Here is a 14,835-nt window from a genome sequence, read left to right on the forward strand (position 1 = left end):
ATGGCGATGGTCGACACCGCAGACGTCCGGCTGCACGTACAGCGCATGGGTCCCGCGGAGGGCCGTACGGCCCTCGCCACCGTGGTCCTCGTCCACGGGCTGCTCACCGACAGCCTGGCCAGCTACTACTTCACGGTGGCCCCGGCCTTCGCCGCCTCCGGCCTGGACGTGGTCATGTACGACCTGCGCGGTCACGGCCGCAGCGAGCGTCCCGCCGCCGGCTACACCCTGGACCACAACATCGACGACCTGGAGGCCCTGCTCGACCGTCTCTCGGTCACCGGCCCGGTCCACCTCGTCGGCAACTCCTACGGCGGCACCATCGCCTTCGGCTGGGCGGCCCGGCATCCCGAGCGCGCCGCCAGCCTCACCCTGATCGAGTCCGAACCCGCCACCGCCGCCTGGGCGGAGAAACTCGGCGGCATCCTGCGCCGGGTGGTCGCCGAACTCGCCCACAACGAGCCGGACGCCATCGCCTGGATCACCGCGAACCGCGGCCACAACACCGCCCGGCTGGCCAGGGGCGCGGCCCGGCTCGCCCGCGAGACCAGCCTGGGCCGGGACATCCCGGCCAGCCGGGTCCTCACCGAGGACCAGATCAGCGCCGTACGCTGCCCGGTCCTCGGGGTGTACGGCGGTGACTCCGACCTGGTGGAGGTGGTGCCGCTGAAGAAGACCCTGCTGGCGGACTACCGTTCGGTGGTGCTGCCCGGGCACGAGCACTCCGTGCTGGTCGAGGCGTCCGGCACGGTCGGGGGACACATCCTGGAGCTGATCCACTCGGTCAGCCGGACACGGGCGGCCGGGATCCGGTGAGCGGCTTCCTGTTCGTCGTACCGCCCCTGGTCGGGCACATCAACCCGGCCGTCGGGGTCGCGGCCGAACTCGGCGCCCGTGGCCACCGGGTGGCCTGGGTCTGCCCGGACGCCGATCTGGTCCGGGCACTGGCGGGACCGGACGCCACCGTCTTCCCGTGCGCGGGCACCGCCGCGGGCGAGCGGCCGGCCGACCTGCGGGGCGCGGAGGCGCTGAGGTTCCTGTGGGAGTGGTTCCTGGTGCCGCTCGCGGACGCGATGGCCCCCGGCGTACGGGCGGCCGTCGACGCGTTCCGCCCCGCCGTCGTGGTCGCCGACCAACAGGCCTTCGCGGGCGCCCTGGTGGCCGAGCGGCTCGGGTTGCCCTGGGCGACCTCCGCCACCACCTCCGCCGAGTTCACGGGCGCCTACGACGGTGTCCCCAAGGTCGCCGCATGGCTCGGGGACCGGCTCGCCGAACTGCGGGAGCGCATCGGGGATCCGGACTCCACCGCCGATCCCCGGTTCTCGCCGCATCTGACCCTGGCCTTCACCACCCCCGAACTCGCGGGCCCCACCGACCGGCCCGCAATCCGCCACGTCGGCCCGTCGATCTCCGCGCGGCCGGCGGCCGGGGGCTTCCCCTGGCAGTGGCTGGACCCGAGCCGGGACCGGGTCCTCGTCTCCCTCGGCACCGCGAACGCGGACGTCGGCGGGCGGTTCCTCGCCGAGTGCGTCAGCGCCCTGCGCGAACGCGCCGACCGGGTCCAGGGGCTGATCGCCGACCCCGGCGGCACCCTGCCCCCGGTACCGGACGACAAGGACCTCCTGATCCTGCCCGCCCTGCCCCAACTCCCGCTCCTGGAGCGGGTCGACGCGGTCATCTGCCACGCCGGCCACAACACGGTCTGCGAGGCGCTGTGGCACGGCGTCCCCCTGGTCGTCGCGCCCATCCGCGACGACCAGCCCGTGATCGCCGGACAGGTCGTCGACGCGGGCGCGGGCATCCGGGTGCGGTTCGGGCGGGTCACGGCCCCGAAGCTGGGCGCGGCCCTCGACACCGTCCTGCACGAACCCGCCCACCGCACGGCCGCGGCCCGGATCCGCACCGCGTTCCGTGCAGCGGGCGGCGCGCCGGTCGCGGCAACCCACCTCGAAGCACTCGCAGCTGAGGAGACCCGATGAGCAAGCCGAGCGAGATCGAGGCGCTGCGCCCCGGCTACCGGAAGGACCTGGCCGACGGCGTCGACCGCTTCTTCGAACCCCGGCGCACCACCTGCCCCTGGTGCCGGTCCGGCCGGCTCACCACCCGCCTGCGCACCACCGACCTGCTCCAGCACAAACCCGGCCGGTTCGTCCTCGACCAGTGCCAGGACTGCCGGCACACCTTCCAGAACCCCCGCCTCAACGAGACCGGCCTGGAGTTCTACTACCGCGACTTCTACGACGGCCTCGGCGAACAGAAGATGAGCGGCACCTTCGGCGGCCGCACCACGATGTACCGGGGCCGCGCCGAGTCCATGGTCCCGCACGATCCGACCCCCAAGAACTGGCTCGACGTCGGCACCGGGCACGGCCACTTCTGCGAGGCCGCCCGCGAGGTGCTGCCCGGCACGGCCTTCGACGGCCTCGACTTCACCGACGGCGTCCAGCTCGCCGCCCGCGAGGGCCGCGTGGAGCACGCCTACCGGGGCGCCTTCCCCGACCTCGCCCCCGACCTCGCCGGCCGCTACGACGTCGTCAGCATGTTCCACTACCTGGAGCACAGCACCGACCCCGACCGCGAACTGCGCGCCGCCCACGAGACCGTACGCCCCGGCGGCCACCTCCTCATCGAGGTCCCCGACCCCGAGAGCCGCTACGCCCGGCTGCTCGGCCGCTGGTGGCTGCCCTGGCTCCAGCCGCAGCACCTGCACTTCATCCCGGTGGCCAACCTCCGCGAACGCCTCACCGGCCTGGGCTTCACCGTCGTCGCCGAACAGCACGCCGAGGCCCACGACCCCGTCGACCTGCTGGCCGCCGTCTGGCTGGCCCTCGACCACACCGCCCCGCCCGAGGACGCCCCCTGGCTGCCGGCGGCGCCCGGCACCCTGCGCAGGACCCTGCGCGCCGCCCTGCTCATCGCCGGCATCCCCGCCCTGGTCACCGGCACCCTCCTGGACCGCTTCGCCGTACGGCCCCTGGCGCACCGCCTGCGCGTCTCCAACGCCTACCGCATCGTCGCCCGCCGCGACTGAGGGCGGCTCACAACACCTTCGCCCGGATCAACGCCGACAGCACCAGGGCGCCCGGGAGCAGCGGCAGCCAGTCGGTCAGCACCCGGTAGCCGATGACGGTCGCGGTGGCCACCGCCAACGGTGCACCGAACGCGGCCAGCGTGAACACCAGCGCCGCGTCCACCGCGACCCCTCCGGGCACCGGTACCGCCCCGCCCGCGGTGCCCGCCGCCAGGTACGCCAGGATCACGTCACCCCACGACAGGCCCAGCCCGAGCGCCTCCCCGGTGCAGGCCAGCACACCCGCCTGCACCAGCGGCAGCGCGGTCGCCCCGCCCCACAGGGCCAGCGCCCGGGACGGCCGGGCGTGCACCACCCGGGCGTCCGACAGGGCACACCGCACCAGCCCGGTGACCGGCCGCCGCAGCGGTCGTACGACGGCCGCCGCCACGCCCGCCAGCGTCACCACGCCGACGACCGGGACCAGCACCATGCCGTCGGGCACCAACTCGCCCAGCCGCCGCCAGGCCGGCGACGACAGCAGGAACACCACCAGCACCACGGTCTTGGCGCCGGACTTCGCCACCGAGTACAGCGCGATCGAGGCCGTGGCCCGCTCCAGCGGGACGCCTCGGGTCCGCAGGAAGCGCACGGTCACGGCGTGCGCGCCGAGCCCGGCGGGCAGCGCGTGGTTGGCGGCCCCGGCGGCGAACTGCGAGGCCAGCAGCAGCCCGGGCGGCAGCCGGTCGGGCACCGCGCCCTGCCGGATGCAGGCGGCCACCACCCAGGTCAGGCAGGTGAGACCGCCCCCGGCCAGCAGCCACCCCGGCTCGGCGCGGGCGAGCCGGGCGACCCCCTCGTGCAGCAGCGACCGGTTGCTCAGGCCCCAGATCACGGCGATGAGCAGGGGCGACAGGCACAGGGCGAGCCGGAGCGGTCGGCCGGCCGCCGAAAGGACCGGCCGGGGGCGTACGGGAGGTGCCTCGGAGCCGGACGCGGGCAGTGCGGAGGGCAGTGACGACAGTGAGGACACGGGGACGTTGTCCTTCCACGGGGGCCCGGGGTGGGGAGCCACGGGCGAGTGGTACCGCGGGGGAGCCTTCCCGTCCCGCATGACACCCGGATGTCCGAAAACCGAAGGCCGGAGGGCGGGCGGGTGCCGCGGACGCCGCCCCGCCCCGGCGAACCGGTAGCCTTCCCGGGGAAGGCGCACGCGACAGGGGAGGAACCGGCGGTGCACGTCCAGGAATGGCTCGACTCGGTACCGGCGGTCGCCGTCTACGCCGTGGTGGCGCTCGTCATCGGCCTGGAGAGCCTGGGCATCCCGCTGCCGGGTGAGATCGTCCTGGTCTCCGCCGCACTGCTGTCCTCACAGCACTCGGACATCAACCCGGTCGTCCTCGGCGCGTGCGCCACCGCGGGCGCGGTGATCGGCGACTCCGTCGGCTACGCGATCGGCCGCAAGGGCGGCCGCCCCCTCCTCGCCTGGCTCGGCCGGAGGTTCCCCCGGCACTTCAGCGAGGGCCACGTCGCCACCGCCGAGCGGTCCTTCGAGAAGTGGGGCATGTGGGCGGTCTTCTTCGGCCGCTTCATCGCCCTCCTGCGCATCTTCGCGGGCCCCCTGGCGGGCGTCCTGCACATGCCGTACTGGAAGTTCCTGACCGCCAACCTGCTCGGCGGCATCTGCTGGGCGGGCGGCACGACGGCGGTCGTCTACTACGTCGGCATCGTCGCCGAGGACTGGCTGAAGCGCTTCTCGTACGTCGGCCTGGCGGCGGCGGTACTGGTGGGCGTGGCGTCGATGCTGATCGTCCGGCGCAAGGCGAAGAAGGTCCCGGTCACCGAGAGGGAAGCCGAACCTGTCAGCGCCGGTGAGTAGACCCACCCGCACCCGCCGTACGCCCTACTCGTGCACCCCGCGATGCGCCTTGCCCAGCTCCGCGTACAAGGTCCCGTTGAGGGTGACCCCCTGCCGTTCCTCCTCCGACAGCTCCCTGCGCACCTTCGCCGGCACCCCCGCCACCAACGACCCCGCCGGCACCACCATCCCCTGCGGCACCAACGCCTGCGCGGCCACCAGCGACCCCGCCCCGATCACGGCCCCGTTCAGCACGGTCGCCCCCATCCCGATCAGGCAGTCGTCCTCCACGGTCGCCCCGTGCACCACCGCGTTGTGCCCGATGGACACCCGCTCCCCGACGCGCACCGGAAACCCCGGATCCGCGTGCAGCGTGGCGTTGTCCTGCACGTTCGCCTGCGCCCCCACGGTGATCTTCTCGACGTCGCCGCGGATCACCGCCCCGTACCAGACACTCGCCCCGGCCTTCAGCGTCACGTCCCCGATCACCGAGGCCGTCGGCGCCACGAACACCTCGTCCTCGATCTCCGGCTCGCGCCCGCCGATCCCCACGATCAGCGCCTCGTGCGTCATCACCGTCTCCCCTCGTCGTCGGTCCTCCGCGCAACCTACGCCACCGCCTGGGGCGAAGATCACAGCAGCCCGCCCTCTTGCCGGCGCGCCCCGCTGAGTACCGTGACCCCCGTGCCGAAGCCCAAGAACACGTTCTCGTCCATGCGCCGCCGCCTCGCCCAACGCGCAGTGCACGCGGCCTGGGCCTGGGTGCAGCGCACGGGATCCGTCACCGCGGACCGCCCCGGCCGCTTCCGTTTCGGCGCCCTCGGCGAAGCCACCCGCCTCGCCTTCCCGCTCGGCACCGTCTTCGGCGAACCCTGGATCCACCTGGGCTCGCACTGCATCGTCGGCGAACAGGTCACCCTCACCGCGGGCCTGATGCCCGACCTCGACCTCGGCCCCGACCCGATCCTGCGCATCGGCGACGGAGTGGTCCTCGGCCGCGGCAGCCACGTCATCGCGGACACGACGGTCACGATCGGCAGCGACTGCTACTTCGGCCCGTACGTGTACGTCACCTCCACCAACCACTCCTACGACGACCCGCACGAGCCCATCGGCAAGCAGTGGCCGCGCATGGAGCCGGTGGAGATCGGCCCGGGCTGCTGGATCGGCACGGGCGCGGTGATCCTGCCCGGTGCGCGCGTCGGCCGGAACGTGGTGGTGGCCGCCGGCGCGGTGGTCCGGGGCACGGTGCCCGACCACGCCGTGGTGGCGGGCGCCCCGGCCAGGGTCGTACGCCACTGGACTCCCGAATCCGGCTGGCAGCCCCCGCTGCGCACCCCGGCGCCGGTGCCGATCCCCGCCGGCATGACGCCGGAGCAGCTCCGGGCCCTGGCGGAGCTGGACGAGGAGGACGTGGCGCGGCTCGCCGAACTGGAGACCGAGGGCTGAGCCCGGTCGCGGCCGGCGTCCGACCCCGGGCTCCCGAAGCCGGGTGAGGTGTCGGACCGGGGGACCGGGGCACCGGCGAGGTATGGATGCACAGGCATGGACACTGCGGGGACGCGGCCAGGCCGCCCGGGCGGCGCACAGTCACGCGCTGGCCGTGGCGGCACGGGCAGGGTTCGCCGCCCGCGGGCTGATCTACGTACTGGTGGGCGTGATCGCCCTGCGGATCGCGTTCGGACAGGGCGGCCACGGCGGGCAGCAGGCCGATCGCGGCGGTGCCCTGGAGGAACTGGCCGCCCGGCCCTTCGGGGCGGCGCTGCTGGTGGTCCTGGGAGTGGCGCTCGCGGGCATGGCGCTGTGGCGCCTGTCGGAGGCGGTGTTCGGCGGAGCGGGACCCAAGGGTGCCGAGCCGTCCAAGCGCGCGGCCGCGGCAGGCCGGTGCGTCTTCTACGTCTTCGCCTGCTACTCGGTGCTGACGTACGCGGCCGGGGAGCGGGGCAGCGGCAGCGGGTCATCGGACCGGCAGACGCACGACGTCACCGCCACGGTGCTGGGCTGGCCGGGCGGTCAGTGGATCGTGGGCGTCGCCGGGGCCGTGGTGGTGGCCGCCGGGCTGTGGATGGCCGTGCGGGCCGTCCGGCTGAAGTTCCGGGAGAAGCTGCGGACCGCCGCCATGTCCCCGCGGGCCAGGCGGTTCACCGATGTCTTCGGCGTGGCCGGGGGTACGGCACGCGGGGTCGTCTTCGCGGTCGCCGGGGTGTTCGCGGTCGTCGCGGCCGTCAGGCACCGGCCCGGCGAGGCCAAGGGCATGGACGACACCCTGCGCACGTTCCGCGATCTGCCCGCCGGTCCCTGGTTGCTCGCCGCGATCGCGCTCGGCCTGGCGGCCTTCGGCGTCTTCTCGTGGTGCAACGCCCGCTGGCGCAGGATCTGATGCCGGAAACGGCACCCCCGCGCAGTACAGTTCGGTGGACGAACAGCGGGCCGCGATGCCCTCGACGATGGACGGAACGTGTCGGACCTCGACCTGCTGACCCAGTCCCTGGCCCGTAACGTCAAGCACTGGCGTGCCGTACGCGGGTTCACCCTGGACGTGCTCGCGGCCCGGGCCGGGGTCAGCCGCGGCATGCTGATCCAGATCGAGCAGGCCCGCACCAATCCGAGCATCGGCACGGTCGTCAAGATCGGCGACGCGCTCGGCGTCAGCATCACCACCCTGCTCGACTACGAGCAGGGCCCGAAGGTCCAGATCGTCCCCCCGGAGAAGGCGGTACGGCTGTGGCACACCGAGGCCGGCAGCTTCAACCGCCTGCTCGCCGGCACCGAGGCGCCCGGCCCGCTGGAGATGTGGGACTGGTACCTGATGCCGGGGGAGAGCAGCCTGTCCGAACCGCACCCGAGCGGCACCGTGGAGATCGTCCATGTGACCGCCGGGGAGCTGACCCTCACCGTGGACGGGGTCGACTACCGGGTGCCGACGGGCGCGAGCGCCTCCTTCGAGGCGAACGCGGCCCATGTGTACGGCAACACCGGGGACGTCCCGGTGGAGATGGTCATGACGGTGTCCGTGCCGCCGGTGCCCTGAGCCGGCCGGCGGCGGGCTGTTAGCGTGCCGGCATGCGCGCACCCATCGGAGACTTCGACACCGCCACCCCCGCTCCCGACTGCCTCGACGAGCTGATCGCCCCGGTCGCCGACGCCGTACGCGACTGGTCCGGAGCCGTTCCGGCGGAGCAGTTCCTCTACGTCGAGACCGACCCGCGGTGGGCGGACACCGCCGTCTTCGTCGAGCACTACGGGCGGGACCTGCTGGAGCGGTCCGCCAACTGCGTCGTCGTGGCGGGCAAGCGCGGCGGTGCGACCACGCTGGCGGCCTGCCTGGTCCTGTCCACCACCAAGGTAGACGTCAACGGGGTCGTGCGCCGCCAACTGGGCGCCCGCAAGGCGTCCTTCGCCTCGATGGACACCGCGACCGGAGAGACCGGCATGGAGTACGGCGGCATCACCCCGATCGGACTCCCCGCGACCTGGCCGCTGTTGGTGGACCCGGCGGTCGTCGACCTCCCGTGGGTGCTGGTCGGCAGCGGCCGCCGCCGCGGCAAACTCCTGGTCCCGGGAAAGGCGTTCGCGCACCTGCCCGGCGCGGTCCTCGTGGAAGGGCTCGGCGCCTGAGGCACGCGCCGGAAGCGGTCAGGACGGACGGCGGGCTGGCGGGCGCCGGCCGACGGACGGACCCCAGTGGACTCGGGCCCCGGCCGTGGCAGCGGACCGGCGCAGCAGGTCGAGGGCGGAGGCGGCAGCGGAGGGAGCGGCAGGGCGGCGGCGGGCCGGGCCCCTGTGCCACGTACCTGCCCCCCCGAACAGACGCTGACCTGCGCGAACCCGCCCACCCGATCACGCGTCCCGAAGCGCGATGCCCCTTATGGTGGCTTTCGGTGTGCTGGCTCGGTGATGGGACGGAGTGGAGCCGTGGCGTGCGCGGAGTCGGCCGGGGGTGAGGCGTCCCGGGGGCGGCGGGCCTGGGTGCCGTTGCTGGCGGTGTGCGCCGGGTACTTCATGGTGATCCTGGACGTGACGGCGCTCAACGTCGCCGTGCCGGTGATCGGCCGGGAACTGTCCGCCTCGCTCACCGGCATCCAGTGGATCACCGACGGGTACACCCTCGTCTTCGCCGGGTTCCTGCTCACCGGCGGCGCGCTGGGCGACCGGCTGGGCAACCGCCGGGTCTTCTGCTCGGGCGTCGCGGTCTTCACGCTGTCCTCGGCTGCCTGCGCACTCGCGGCGAGCGCCCCGCTCCTGGTCGCGGCCCGTCTCATGGAGGGGCTGGGCGCGGCGCTGATCGTGCCCGGCTCCCTGGCCCTGCTCCAGCAGGCCTACCCGGAGCCGGCCGCGCGCTCCCGGGCCTTCGGCCTGTGGGGTTCGATGGCGGGCGTCGCGGCCGCCGCCGGTCCGCTGCTGGGCGGGCTGCTCGTCTCCACGCTGGGCTGGCGCTGGGTCTTCCTCGTCAACCTGCCGGTCGGCGCGGCCTGCCTGCTGCTGACGCTGCGCCATGTGGCCCGCTCGCCCCGGCGCGCCGCCCGCGCCCTGGACTGGCCTGCCCAGTGCGCGGTGGTGGCGACGGCGGCACTGCTGACCGCTGCCCTCAACGAGGCCGGACGGCGCGGCTGGTCGGATCCCGCTGTCCTCGCCATGGCGGCCCTGGCCGCGCTGGCCGCCGCGGGGTTCGCGGTGCGCGAGCGGCTGGCCCGCGCGCCCGTCCTGCCGCCGAGCCTGCTGCGCTCCCGCGCGATGGGCGGTGGTGCCGTCATCGGCCTGCTGTTCAACTTCGGCTTCTACGGCATGGTGTTCACCGCCAGCCTGGAGTTCCAGCACCAGCGCGGCTTCAGCGCCCTCGGTACCGGACTCGCACTGTTCCCCGCGGTGGCGATGACCATGTTCGCCTCCGTCCTGTCCGGACGGCTGGGCCGCCGCACCGGCGATCGTCCGCTGGTGGTCTCCGGCATGCTCCTCGCCGCCCTGGGGCTGGCCGGCTGGGCCGCGGCGGGACCGGACCCCGCCTATCCGCTGCTGGTGGCCCCGATGATGGCCGCGGGGTTCGGTACCTCCTTCGCCCTCACCGGGGCGACCGCCACCGTGATGGGCGCGGCGCCCGCGGGGTACTCGGGCGCGGCCTCCGCCCTGTTCAACACCACCCGCCAGATCGGCAGCGCCACCGGCGTCGCGCTCGGCGGCAGCCTGCTCGCCACGGCCGCCGACTACGGCACCGGTCTGCGGACCAGCATGGCGGTGGGCGCACTCGCCTATCTGGCCGCCGCAGGCCTCGCGTGCCTGTGCGTGCCGCCCTTGCCGAAACAGGCCCGGGAGGAGCCGGCCTAGAAGGCTCAGGGCGACACGGAGTGGTGCGCCAGTGCCAGGTGCGGGTCCGCCTCGCCGGGACCCGGAGCCGGATCCGCGTGCACCAGGGCCGCCGTCAGCCTCGGTACGACGTGCAGCAGCGCATGCTCCGCCTCGACGGCGATCGCGTGCGCCTGCCGTACGGTCGCCTCGCCGTCGACCACCACCGCGACCTCGGCGCGCAGCCGGTGCCCGATCCACCGCAGCCGCAGCTCACCCACCGCACGCACCCCCGGCACCTCGCGCAGCGCCCGCTCGGCCCGGTCCACCAACTCCGGGTCCACGGCGTCCATGACCCGCCGGAACACCTCGCGCGCCGCGTCCCGCAGCACCAGCGCGATCGCCGCGGTGATCGCCAACCCGACGAGTGGGTCCGCGAGGTGCCAGCCCAGCGCCGAACCGGCGGCGCCCAGCAGCACGGCCAGCGAGGTGAAACCGTCGGTACGCGCGTGCAGCCCGTCGGCGACCAGCGCGGCCGATCCGATGTCCCGGCCCACCCGGATCCGGTAGCGTGCCACCCATTCGTTCCCGGCGAATCCCACCAGCGCGGCCACTGCTACGGCCGGCAGATGCGCCACGGGGCGCGGGTCCAGCAGCCGTTCGGCCGCCGTCCAGGCGGCGAAGGCGGCCGACGCGGTGATCGTCAGCACGATCGCGAGGCCCGCGAGATCCTCCGCCCGCCCGTAGCCGTAGGTGAAACGGCGGTTCGCCGTGCGCCGCCCCAGCACGAAGGCGATCCCCAGCGGTACGGCGGTCAGCGCGTCGGCCGCGTTGTGCACGGTGTCCCCGAGCAGCGCGACCGAGCCGGAGGCGACCACGACGGCCGCCTGGACGAGCGCCGTCGCGCCGAGCACGGCCAGCGACACCCAGAGCGCCCGCATGCCCCGCGCCGAGGACTCCAGTGCCGGGTCGAGCTTGTCGGCCGTCTCGTGGGAGTGGGGGGTGAGCAGGTGCGCGAGACGGTGCCGCAGGCCACGGGGGGAGGGGTGGGAGTGGCCATGCCCCGTCCCATGACCATGACCATGGGCGTGGTCGTGCGGCTGCCGGTTGTCCGCGGATGCGTGCGCCTGCGCGTTGTCGTGTTCGTGTTCGTGCCGGTCGCTCATGCGGCTCCCCTCTCCGGTGGGCGGGGCGTGGACAGACCGTGCCCTCGGCGCCATTATGTGCGTATGAGCGCACGCACGCACCTATCACCTGCGCATCATGCGCATCCGCGCAGCCCGGGCGAGGAGCAGTTCGCGCTCGCCGCCGAACTCCTCGCCCTGCTCGGCGACCGCACCCGGCTCACCCTGCTGCACGCGCTGACCGCGGGGGAGGCGGACGTCACCACGCTCACCGAGGTGTGCGGCGCCGCCCGGCCCGCCGTCAGCCAGCATCTGGCCCGGCTGCGGCTCGCCGGTCTGGTGGGTACGCGCAAGGAGGGGCGGCGGGTGGTGTACTCGCTGCGCCACGGTCATCTGCGCCGGCTGGTCGACGAGGCGCTGAAGGTGGCCGACCACCGGCTCACCGAGACCGCCGCCGAGGATCGCCCGGGAGGGGCTCAGTAGGCGGCGGCCGAACCGAGGTACTGCTCCGCGAAGGACGTCGCCGCCGCGCGTGAGGTGAACAGCCTCCGCAGCCGGGCCAGCGTGGTCCCGGCCAGGAAGGGATCGCCGGAGGCGGTGCCGTGGTAGATGCCGGACAGGAACCCGGAGAACTCCTGGTAGTCCCAGACCCGGCGCAGGCAGGCGTGGGAGTACCCGTCCAGGCCGGTGTCGTCGCCTCTCAGGATGTGCGCGACGAGCGCGTCGGCCAGCAGGAAGGCGTCGTGCAGGGCGAGGTTCAAGCCCTTGGCCGCGATCGGCGCGGTCAGGTGCCCGGCGTCGCCCGCCAGGAGGAGCCGGCCGAAGACCAGGGGTTCGACCACGTAGTCGTGCATGTCCAGTACGCGCTTCTCCAGCAGCCGCCCCTCGGTGAGCGGCGGCGCCCCGGCCGCGCCGAGCCGTTGGCGCAGTTCGTGCCAGACCCGGTCGTGGGACCAGTTCTCCGGGTCGTCGCCCGGTGGGCACTGGAGGTAGTAGCGGGTCATCTCGGGACTGCGGGCCATGTGTCCGGCGAAACCGTTCGGATGGACGCCGAACAGCACGCAGTCCGAGGACGGCGGCGCCTCGGCGAGCAGCGCCAGCCACCCGACGCCGTAGTCCCGGCGCGAGATCCGCACCCGTCCGTCGGGTATCGCGTCCCGGGTCACCCCGCGCGCGCCGTCGCAGCCGGCGACGAACTCGCAGCGCAGCAGGTGCCGTTGCCCGGTGGCCGGGTCGGTGTACGAGACGGCGGGGCGGTCCGTCTCCAGATCGTGCAGCCGGACGTCCCGCACTCCGAACCTGACGTCCCCGCCGCGCACGTCGGCGTACTCCCGCACCAGGTCGGTCACGAGCAACGGCTGCGGGTAGACGTAGTGGTGATGACCCGTCAGCTCGGCGTAGTCGAAGCGGAACCGCTCGTCGGCGAAGCGGAACTCGCAGGCGTCGTGGACCTGCGCGCGGGCCGACAGGGCGTCGGCCAGACCGTGCTCCCGCAGGCCGCGCACCACCTGCTCCTCGATGACCCCGGCCCGCGGCCGGGTCTCGACGAACTGCCTGCTCTCGGTCTCCAGGACCACGCAGTCGACGGCGGCGGCCCGCAGGATGTTCCCGACGGTCAGCCCGGCGGGCCCGGCGCCCACGACGACGACCGTACGGTGTTCCTCTGACGGGGAATTGGGATTCACCCCCACATTATGACGGGGTCCCGTCAGCCACGGCAGTGCCACCGTGGCTGACGGGACGCAGGGGGTGTGCCGGGTCAGTGCACCGGGGCGTCGGTGACCACGACCTCGTCGATGCTGCGCTCGATGTCCTCCGTCGCGGAGGCGGTCGCCTTGGCCCAGTAGTAGATGACGACCGAGAAGGCGGCGATGACCAGGATGTCCCACCACAGGGCGATGTGCCCCTGGCCGCCGAAACTGCCCTGCCAGGAGATCAGGCCCATGCCGACCAGGTAGACGGGCAGCCACTGGGCGGCCTTGAAGTCCAGCCTGGGCGCGTCCGGCAGGTTCTTGTTGACCGCGTAGAGCGCGTAGCCGCCGAGCAGCAGGTAGCCGAGGACGATCGCGATGCCGAGCCGCCACAGGGTGCCCCAGCCCGACCAGTAGATGATCAGGTTGGCGACCACGAACGACACCGGGGAGATCACCTTTCCGAAGGGCAGCCGGTACGGACGCTCCAGGTGCGGCAGCTTGTCGGTGAAGACGCCGTACGCCAGCGGCGCACCGGCGTACATCAGCACGCTCGCGGAGGTGATGAAGCCGACCAGCTGCTGCCAGCTCGGGAACGGCAGGAAGCAGATCACGCCGGTCACGAAGGACATGATCAGACCGAACCACGGCACGCCCCGGGCGTCGGTCCTGCTGAAGAGCTTCGGCGCGTAGCCGTTCTTCGCCAGGCCGTAGGAGACGCGCGAGGTGGCGGTGGTGTAGATCAGGCCGGTGCCGCCGGGGGAGATGATCGCGTCGAGGTAGAGGACCCACGCCAGCCAGCCGAGGCCCACCAGGCTGGCGAGTCCGGCCCACGGGCCGCTGATGCCCTTGTAGGCCAGGTTGGCCCAGCCGTGCGCGAAGCTGGCGTGCGGCAGCGCGGCGATGAACACGACCTGGAGCAGGACGTAGATGACGGCGCCGATCGCGACCGAGCCGAGCGTGGCGCGCGGCAGGTCCTTCTTGGGGTTGCGGCTCTCCCCGGCCAGCTGGATGGCCTGCTCGAAGCCCAGCAGCGCGAAGATGATGCCGCTGGTGCTGATCGCGGCGAGGACACCCTTGGCGCCGAACGGGGCGAAGCCCTCGGAGTGGAAGTTGGACGGGTGGAAGTTGCCGACCGCGATGATGAAGATCGCGGCCAGCGGCACGGCGATCTTCCACCAGGTCGCGGCGCTGTTGGTGTGCGCGAGCACCCGCACGCCGAGGAAGTTGACTCCCACGAACAGGGCCATCAGCACGACCGCCACCAGCAGACCGGTGTGGGTCAGGGTTCCGTTGGCGTGCTGCAGGTGCTGTGCCCACTTCCAGTGACCGGCGTAACCGATCATGGCTTCGACCTCGATCGGGGCCACGGTCGCGGCCTGCAGCCAGGAGAACCAGCCGAAGGACATGCCGGCCAGCCCGCCGAAGGCGTAGTGCGGGTAGCGGGCCGTACCGCCCGCCACCGGGAACATGCCGCCGAGTTCGGCGTGCACCAGGGCCAGCAGTACGATCGCGATGGCGCCGATCACCCACGAGATGATCGCCGCGGGGCCCGCCTCCACGACGGCTTTCTGCGCGCCGTAGAGCCAGCCGGATCCGATGATCGAGCCCACCGAGGCCCACATCAGGCCGATCAGGCCGACGTCCCGCCTCAGCCCGCCCGAAGGCCGGGTGTCCTCCGTCGCGGGTTTCTCGACACTCACCATGTCAAGTGGCCTCTCAGTTTCTGAACGCAGATTTAACGAGCAAGAGGGCACAACTTAAGGGCGGGCTCCGGAACGACAGAAGAGCCTTGTAGAAAATTTGACCCTCGATCTTGCCTGTCTTGGCCAAAGCTTTTGCGCAGGTGAGCGAGGGTCACGGAATGTCCGT

General features: G+C 73.1%; 15 protein-coding genes. 10 read left to right on the top strand and 5 right to left on the bottom strand.

Annotation, left to right across the window (positions count from 1 at the left end):
* The 3 genes from ACZ3KP_RS00420 to ACZ3KP_RS00430 are packed head-to-tail and all read left to right on the top strand — an operon-like array spanning position 1 to position 3,031.
* Entirely contained in the window at positions 1-816 is an 816-nt protein-coding gene (locus ACZ3KP_RS00420; protein WP_358983199.1) for an alpha/beta fold hydrolase, read from the top strand.
* Positions 813-1,979, top strand: coding sequence for a glycosyltransferase (locus ACZ3KP_RS00425; protein WP_467495109.1), 1,167 nt, complete (start codon positions 813-815; stop codon positions 1,977-1,979). The genes ACZ3KP_RS00420 and ACZ3KP_RS00425 overlap by 4 nt, the downstream gene beginning before the upstream one ends.
* Positions 1,976-3,031 carry a class I SAM-dependent methyltransferase gene (locus ACZ3KP_RS00430; RefSeq protein WP_467495111.1) on the top strand — a complete coding sequence of 352 codons (1,056 nt, stop codon included), beginning with the start codon at positions 1,976-1,978 and terminating at the stop codon, positions 3,029-3,031. The genes ACZ3KP_RS00425 and ACZ3KP_RS00430 overlap by 4 nt, the downstream gene beginning before the upstream one ends.
* 7 nt (positions 3,032-3,038) lie before the next feature.
* Here ACZ3KP_RS00430 and ACZ3KP_RS00435 read toward each other — a convergent pair whose 3' ends face one another.
* Positions 3,039-4,043: a lysylphosphatidylglycerol synthase transmembrane domain-containing protein gene (locus tag ACZ3KP_RS00435; RefSeq protein ID WP_467495113.1), complete on the bottom strand. Its 1,005-nt coding sequence runs from the start codon at positions 4,041-4,043 to the stop codon at positions 3,039-3,041.
* Between the two features lie 201 nt (positions 4,044-4,244).
* Here ACZ3KP_RS00435 and ACZ3KP_RS00440 point away from each other — a divergent pair, with 201 nt between their 5' ends.
* Positions 4,245-4,889 carry a DedA family protein gene (locus ACZ3KP_RS00440; RefSeq protein ID WP_467495115.1) on the top strand — a complete coding sequence of 215 codons (645 nt, stop codon included), beginning with the start codon at positions 4,245-4,247 and terminating at the stop codon, positions 4,887-4,889.
* Between the two features lie 24 nt (positions 4,890-4,913).
* Here ACZ3KP_RS00440 and ACZ3KP_RS00445 read toward each other — a convergent pair whose 3' ends face one another.
* A complete protein-coding gene (locus ACZ3KP_RS00445; protein WP_467495117.1) occupies positions 4,914-5,441 on the bottom strand; it encodes a gamma carbonic anhydrase family protein in 528 nt (175 codons plus the stop codon).
* Between the two features lie 111 nt (positions 5,442-5,552).
* Between ACZ3KP_RS00445 and ACZ3KP_RS00450 the strand changes: the two genes are divergently transcribed.
* From ACZ3KP_RS00450 to ACZ3KP_RS00470, 5 genes are all read left to right on the top strand, one after another.
* A complete protein-coding gene (locus tag ACZ3KP_RS00450; RefSeq protein WP_467495119.1) occupies positions 5,553-6,317 on the top strand; it encodes an acyltransferase in 765 nt (254 codons plus the stop codon).
* Between the two features lie 82 nt (positions 6,318-6,399).
* Positions 6,400-7,248 carry a DUF1206 domain-containing protein gene (locus ACZ3KP_RS00455; RefSeq protein ID WP_467495121.1) on the top strand — a complete coding sequence of 283 codons (849 nt, stop codon included), beginning with the start codon at positions 6,400-6,402 and terminating at the stop codon, positions 7,246-7,248.
* Positions 7,249-7,326: 78 nt separating this feature from the next.
* A complete protein-coding gene (locus tag ACZ3KP_RS00460) occupies positions 7,327-7,899 on the top strand; it encodes a helix-turn-helix domain-containing protein (RefSeq protein WP_132887791.1) in 573 nt (190 codons plus the stop codon).
* Positions 7,900-7,931: 32 nt separating this feature from the next.
* Entirely contained in the window at positions 7,932-8,486 is a 555-nt protein-coding gene (locus ACZ3KP_RS00465; RefSeq protein WP_467495123.1) for a YbaK/EbsC family protein, read from the top strand.
* Between the two features lie 297 nt (positions 8,487-8,783).
* A complete protein-coding gene (locus tag ACZ3KP_RS00470) occupies positions 8,784-10,190 on the top strand; it encodes an MFS transporter (protein ID WP_467495125.1) in 1,407 nt (468 codons plus the stop codon).
* A 5-nt stretch (positions 10,191-10,195) separates the two neighbouring features.
* On the opposite strand, the gene ACZ3KP_RS00475 is transcribed toward ACZ3KP_RS00470, so the two are convergent.
* Positions 10,196-11,314 carry a cation diffusion facilitator family transporter gene (locus ACZ3KP_RS00475; RefSeq protein WP_467495127.1) on the bottom strand — a complete coding sequence of 373 codons (1,119 nt, stop codon included), beginning with the start codon at positions 11,312-11,314 and terminating at the stop codon, positions 10,196-10,198.
* A 63-nt stretch (positions 11,315-11,377) separates the two neighbouring features.
* Here ACZ3KP_RS00475 and ACZ3KP_RS00480 point away from each other — a divergent pair, with 63 nt between their 5' ends.
* The gene (locus ACZ3KP_RS00480; RefSeq protein WP_358983179.1) at positions 11,378-11,755 is read left to right on the top strand and encodes an ArsR/SmtB family transcription factor; all 378 of its coding nucleotides are present in this window, start codon (positions 11,378-11,380) and stop codon (positions 11,753-11,755) included.
* Here ACZ3KP_RS00480 and ACZ3KP_RS00485 read toward each other — a convergent pair.
* Both ACZ3KP_RS00485 and ACZ3KP_RS00490 read right to left on the bottom strand, forming a co-directional pair.
* Positions 11,749-12,963, bottom strand: coding sequence for a 4-hydroxybenzoate 3-monooxygenase (locus tag ACZ3KP_RS00485; protein WP_467495129.1), 1,215 nt, complete (start codon positions 12,961-12,963; stop codon positions 11,749-11,751). The genes ACZ3KP_RS00480 and ACZ3KP_RS00485 overlap by 7 nt on opposite strands.
* A 68-nt stretch (positions 12,964-13,031) precedes the next feature.
* On the bottom strand, positions 13,032-14,669 hold the full coding sequence (locus tag ACZ3KP_RS00490) for an APC family permease (protein WP_358983176.1): 1,638 nt from the start codon (positions 14,667-14,669) through the stop codon (positions 13,032-13,034).
* Between the last annotated feature and the right edge of the window lie 166 nt (positions 14,670-14,835).

This window comes from Streptomyces sp. NPDC020958 (assembly GCF_055562175.1).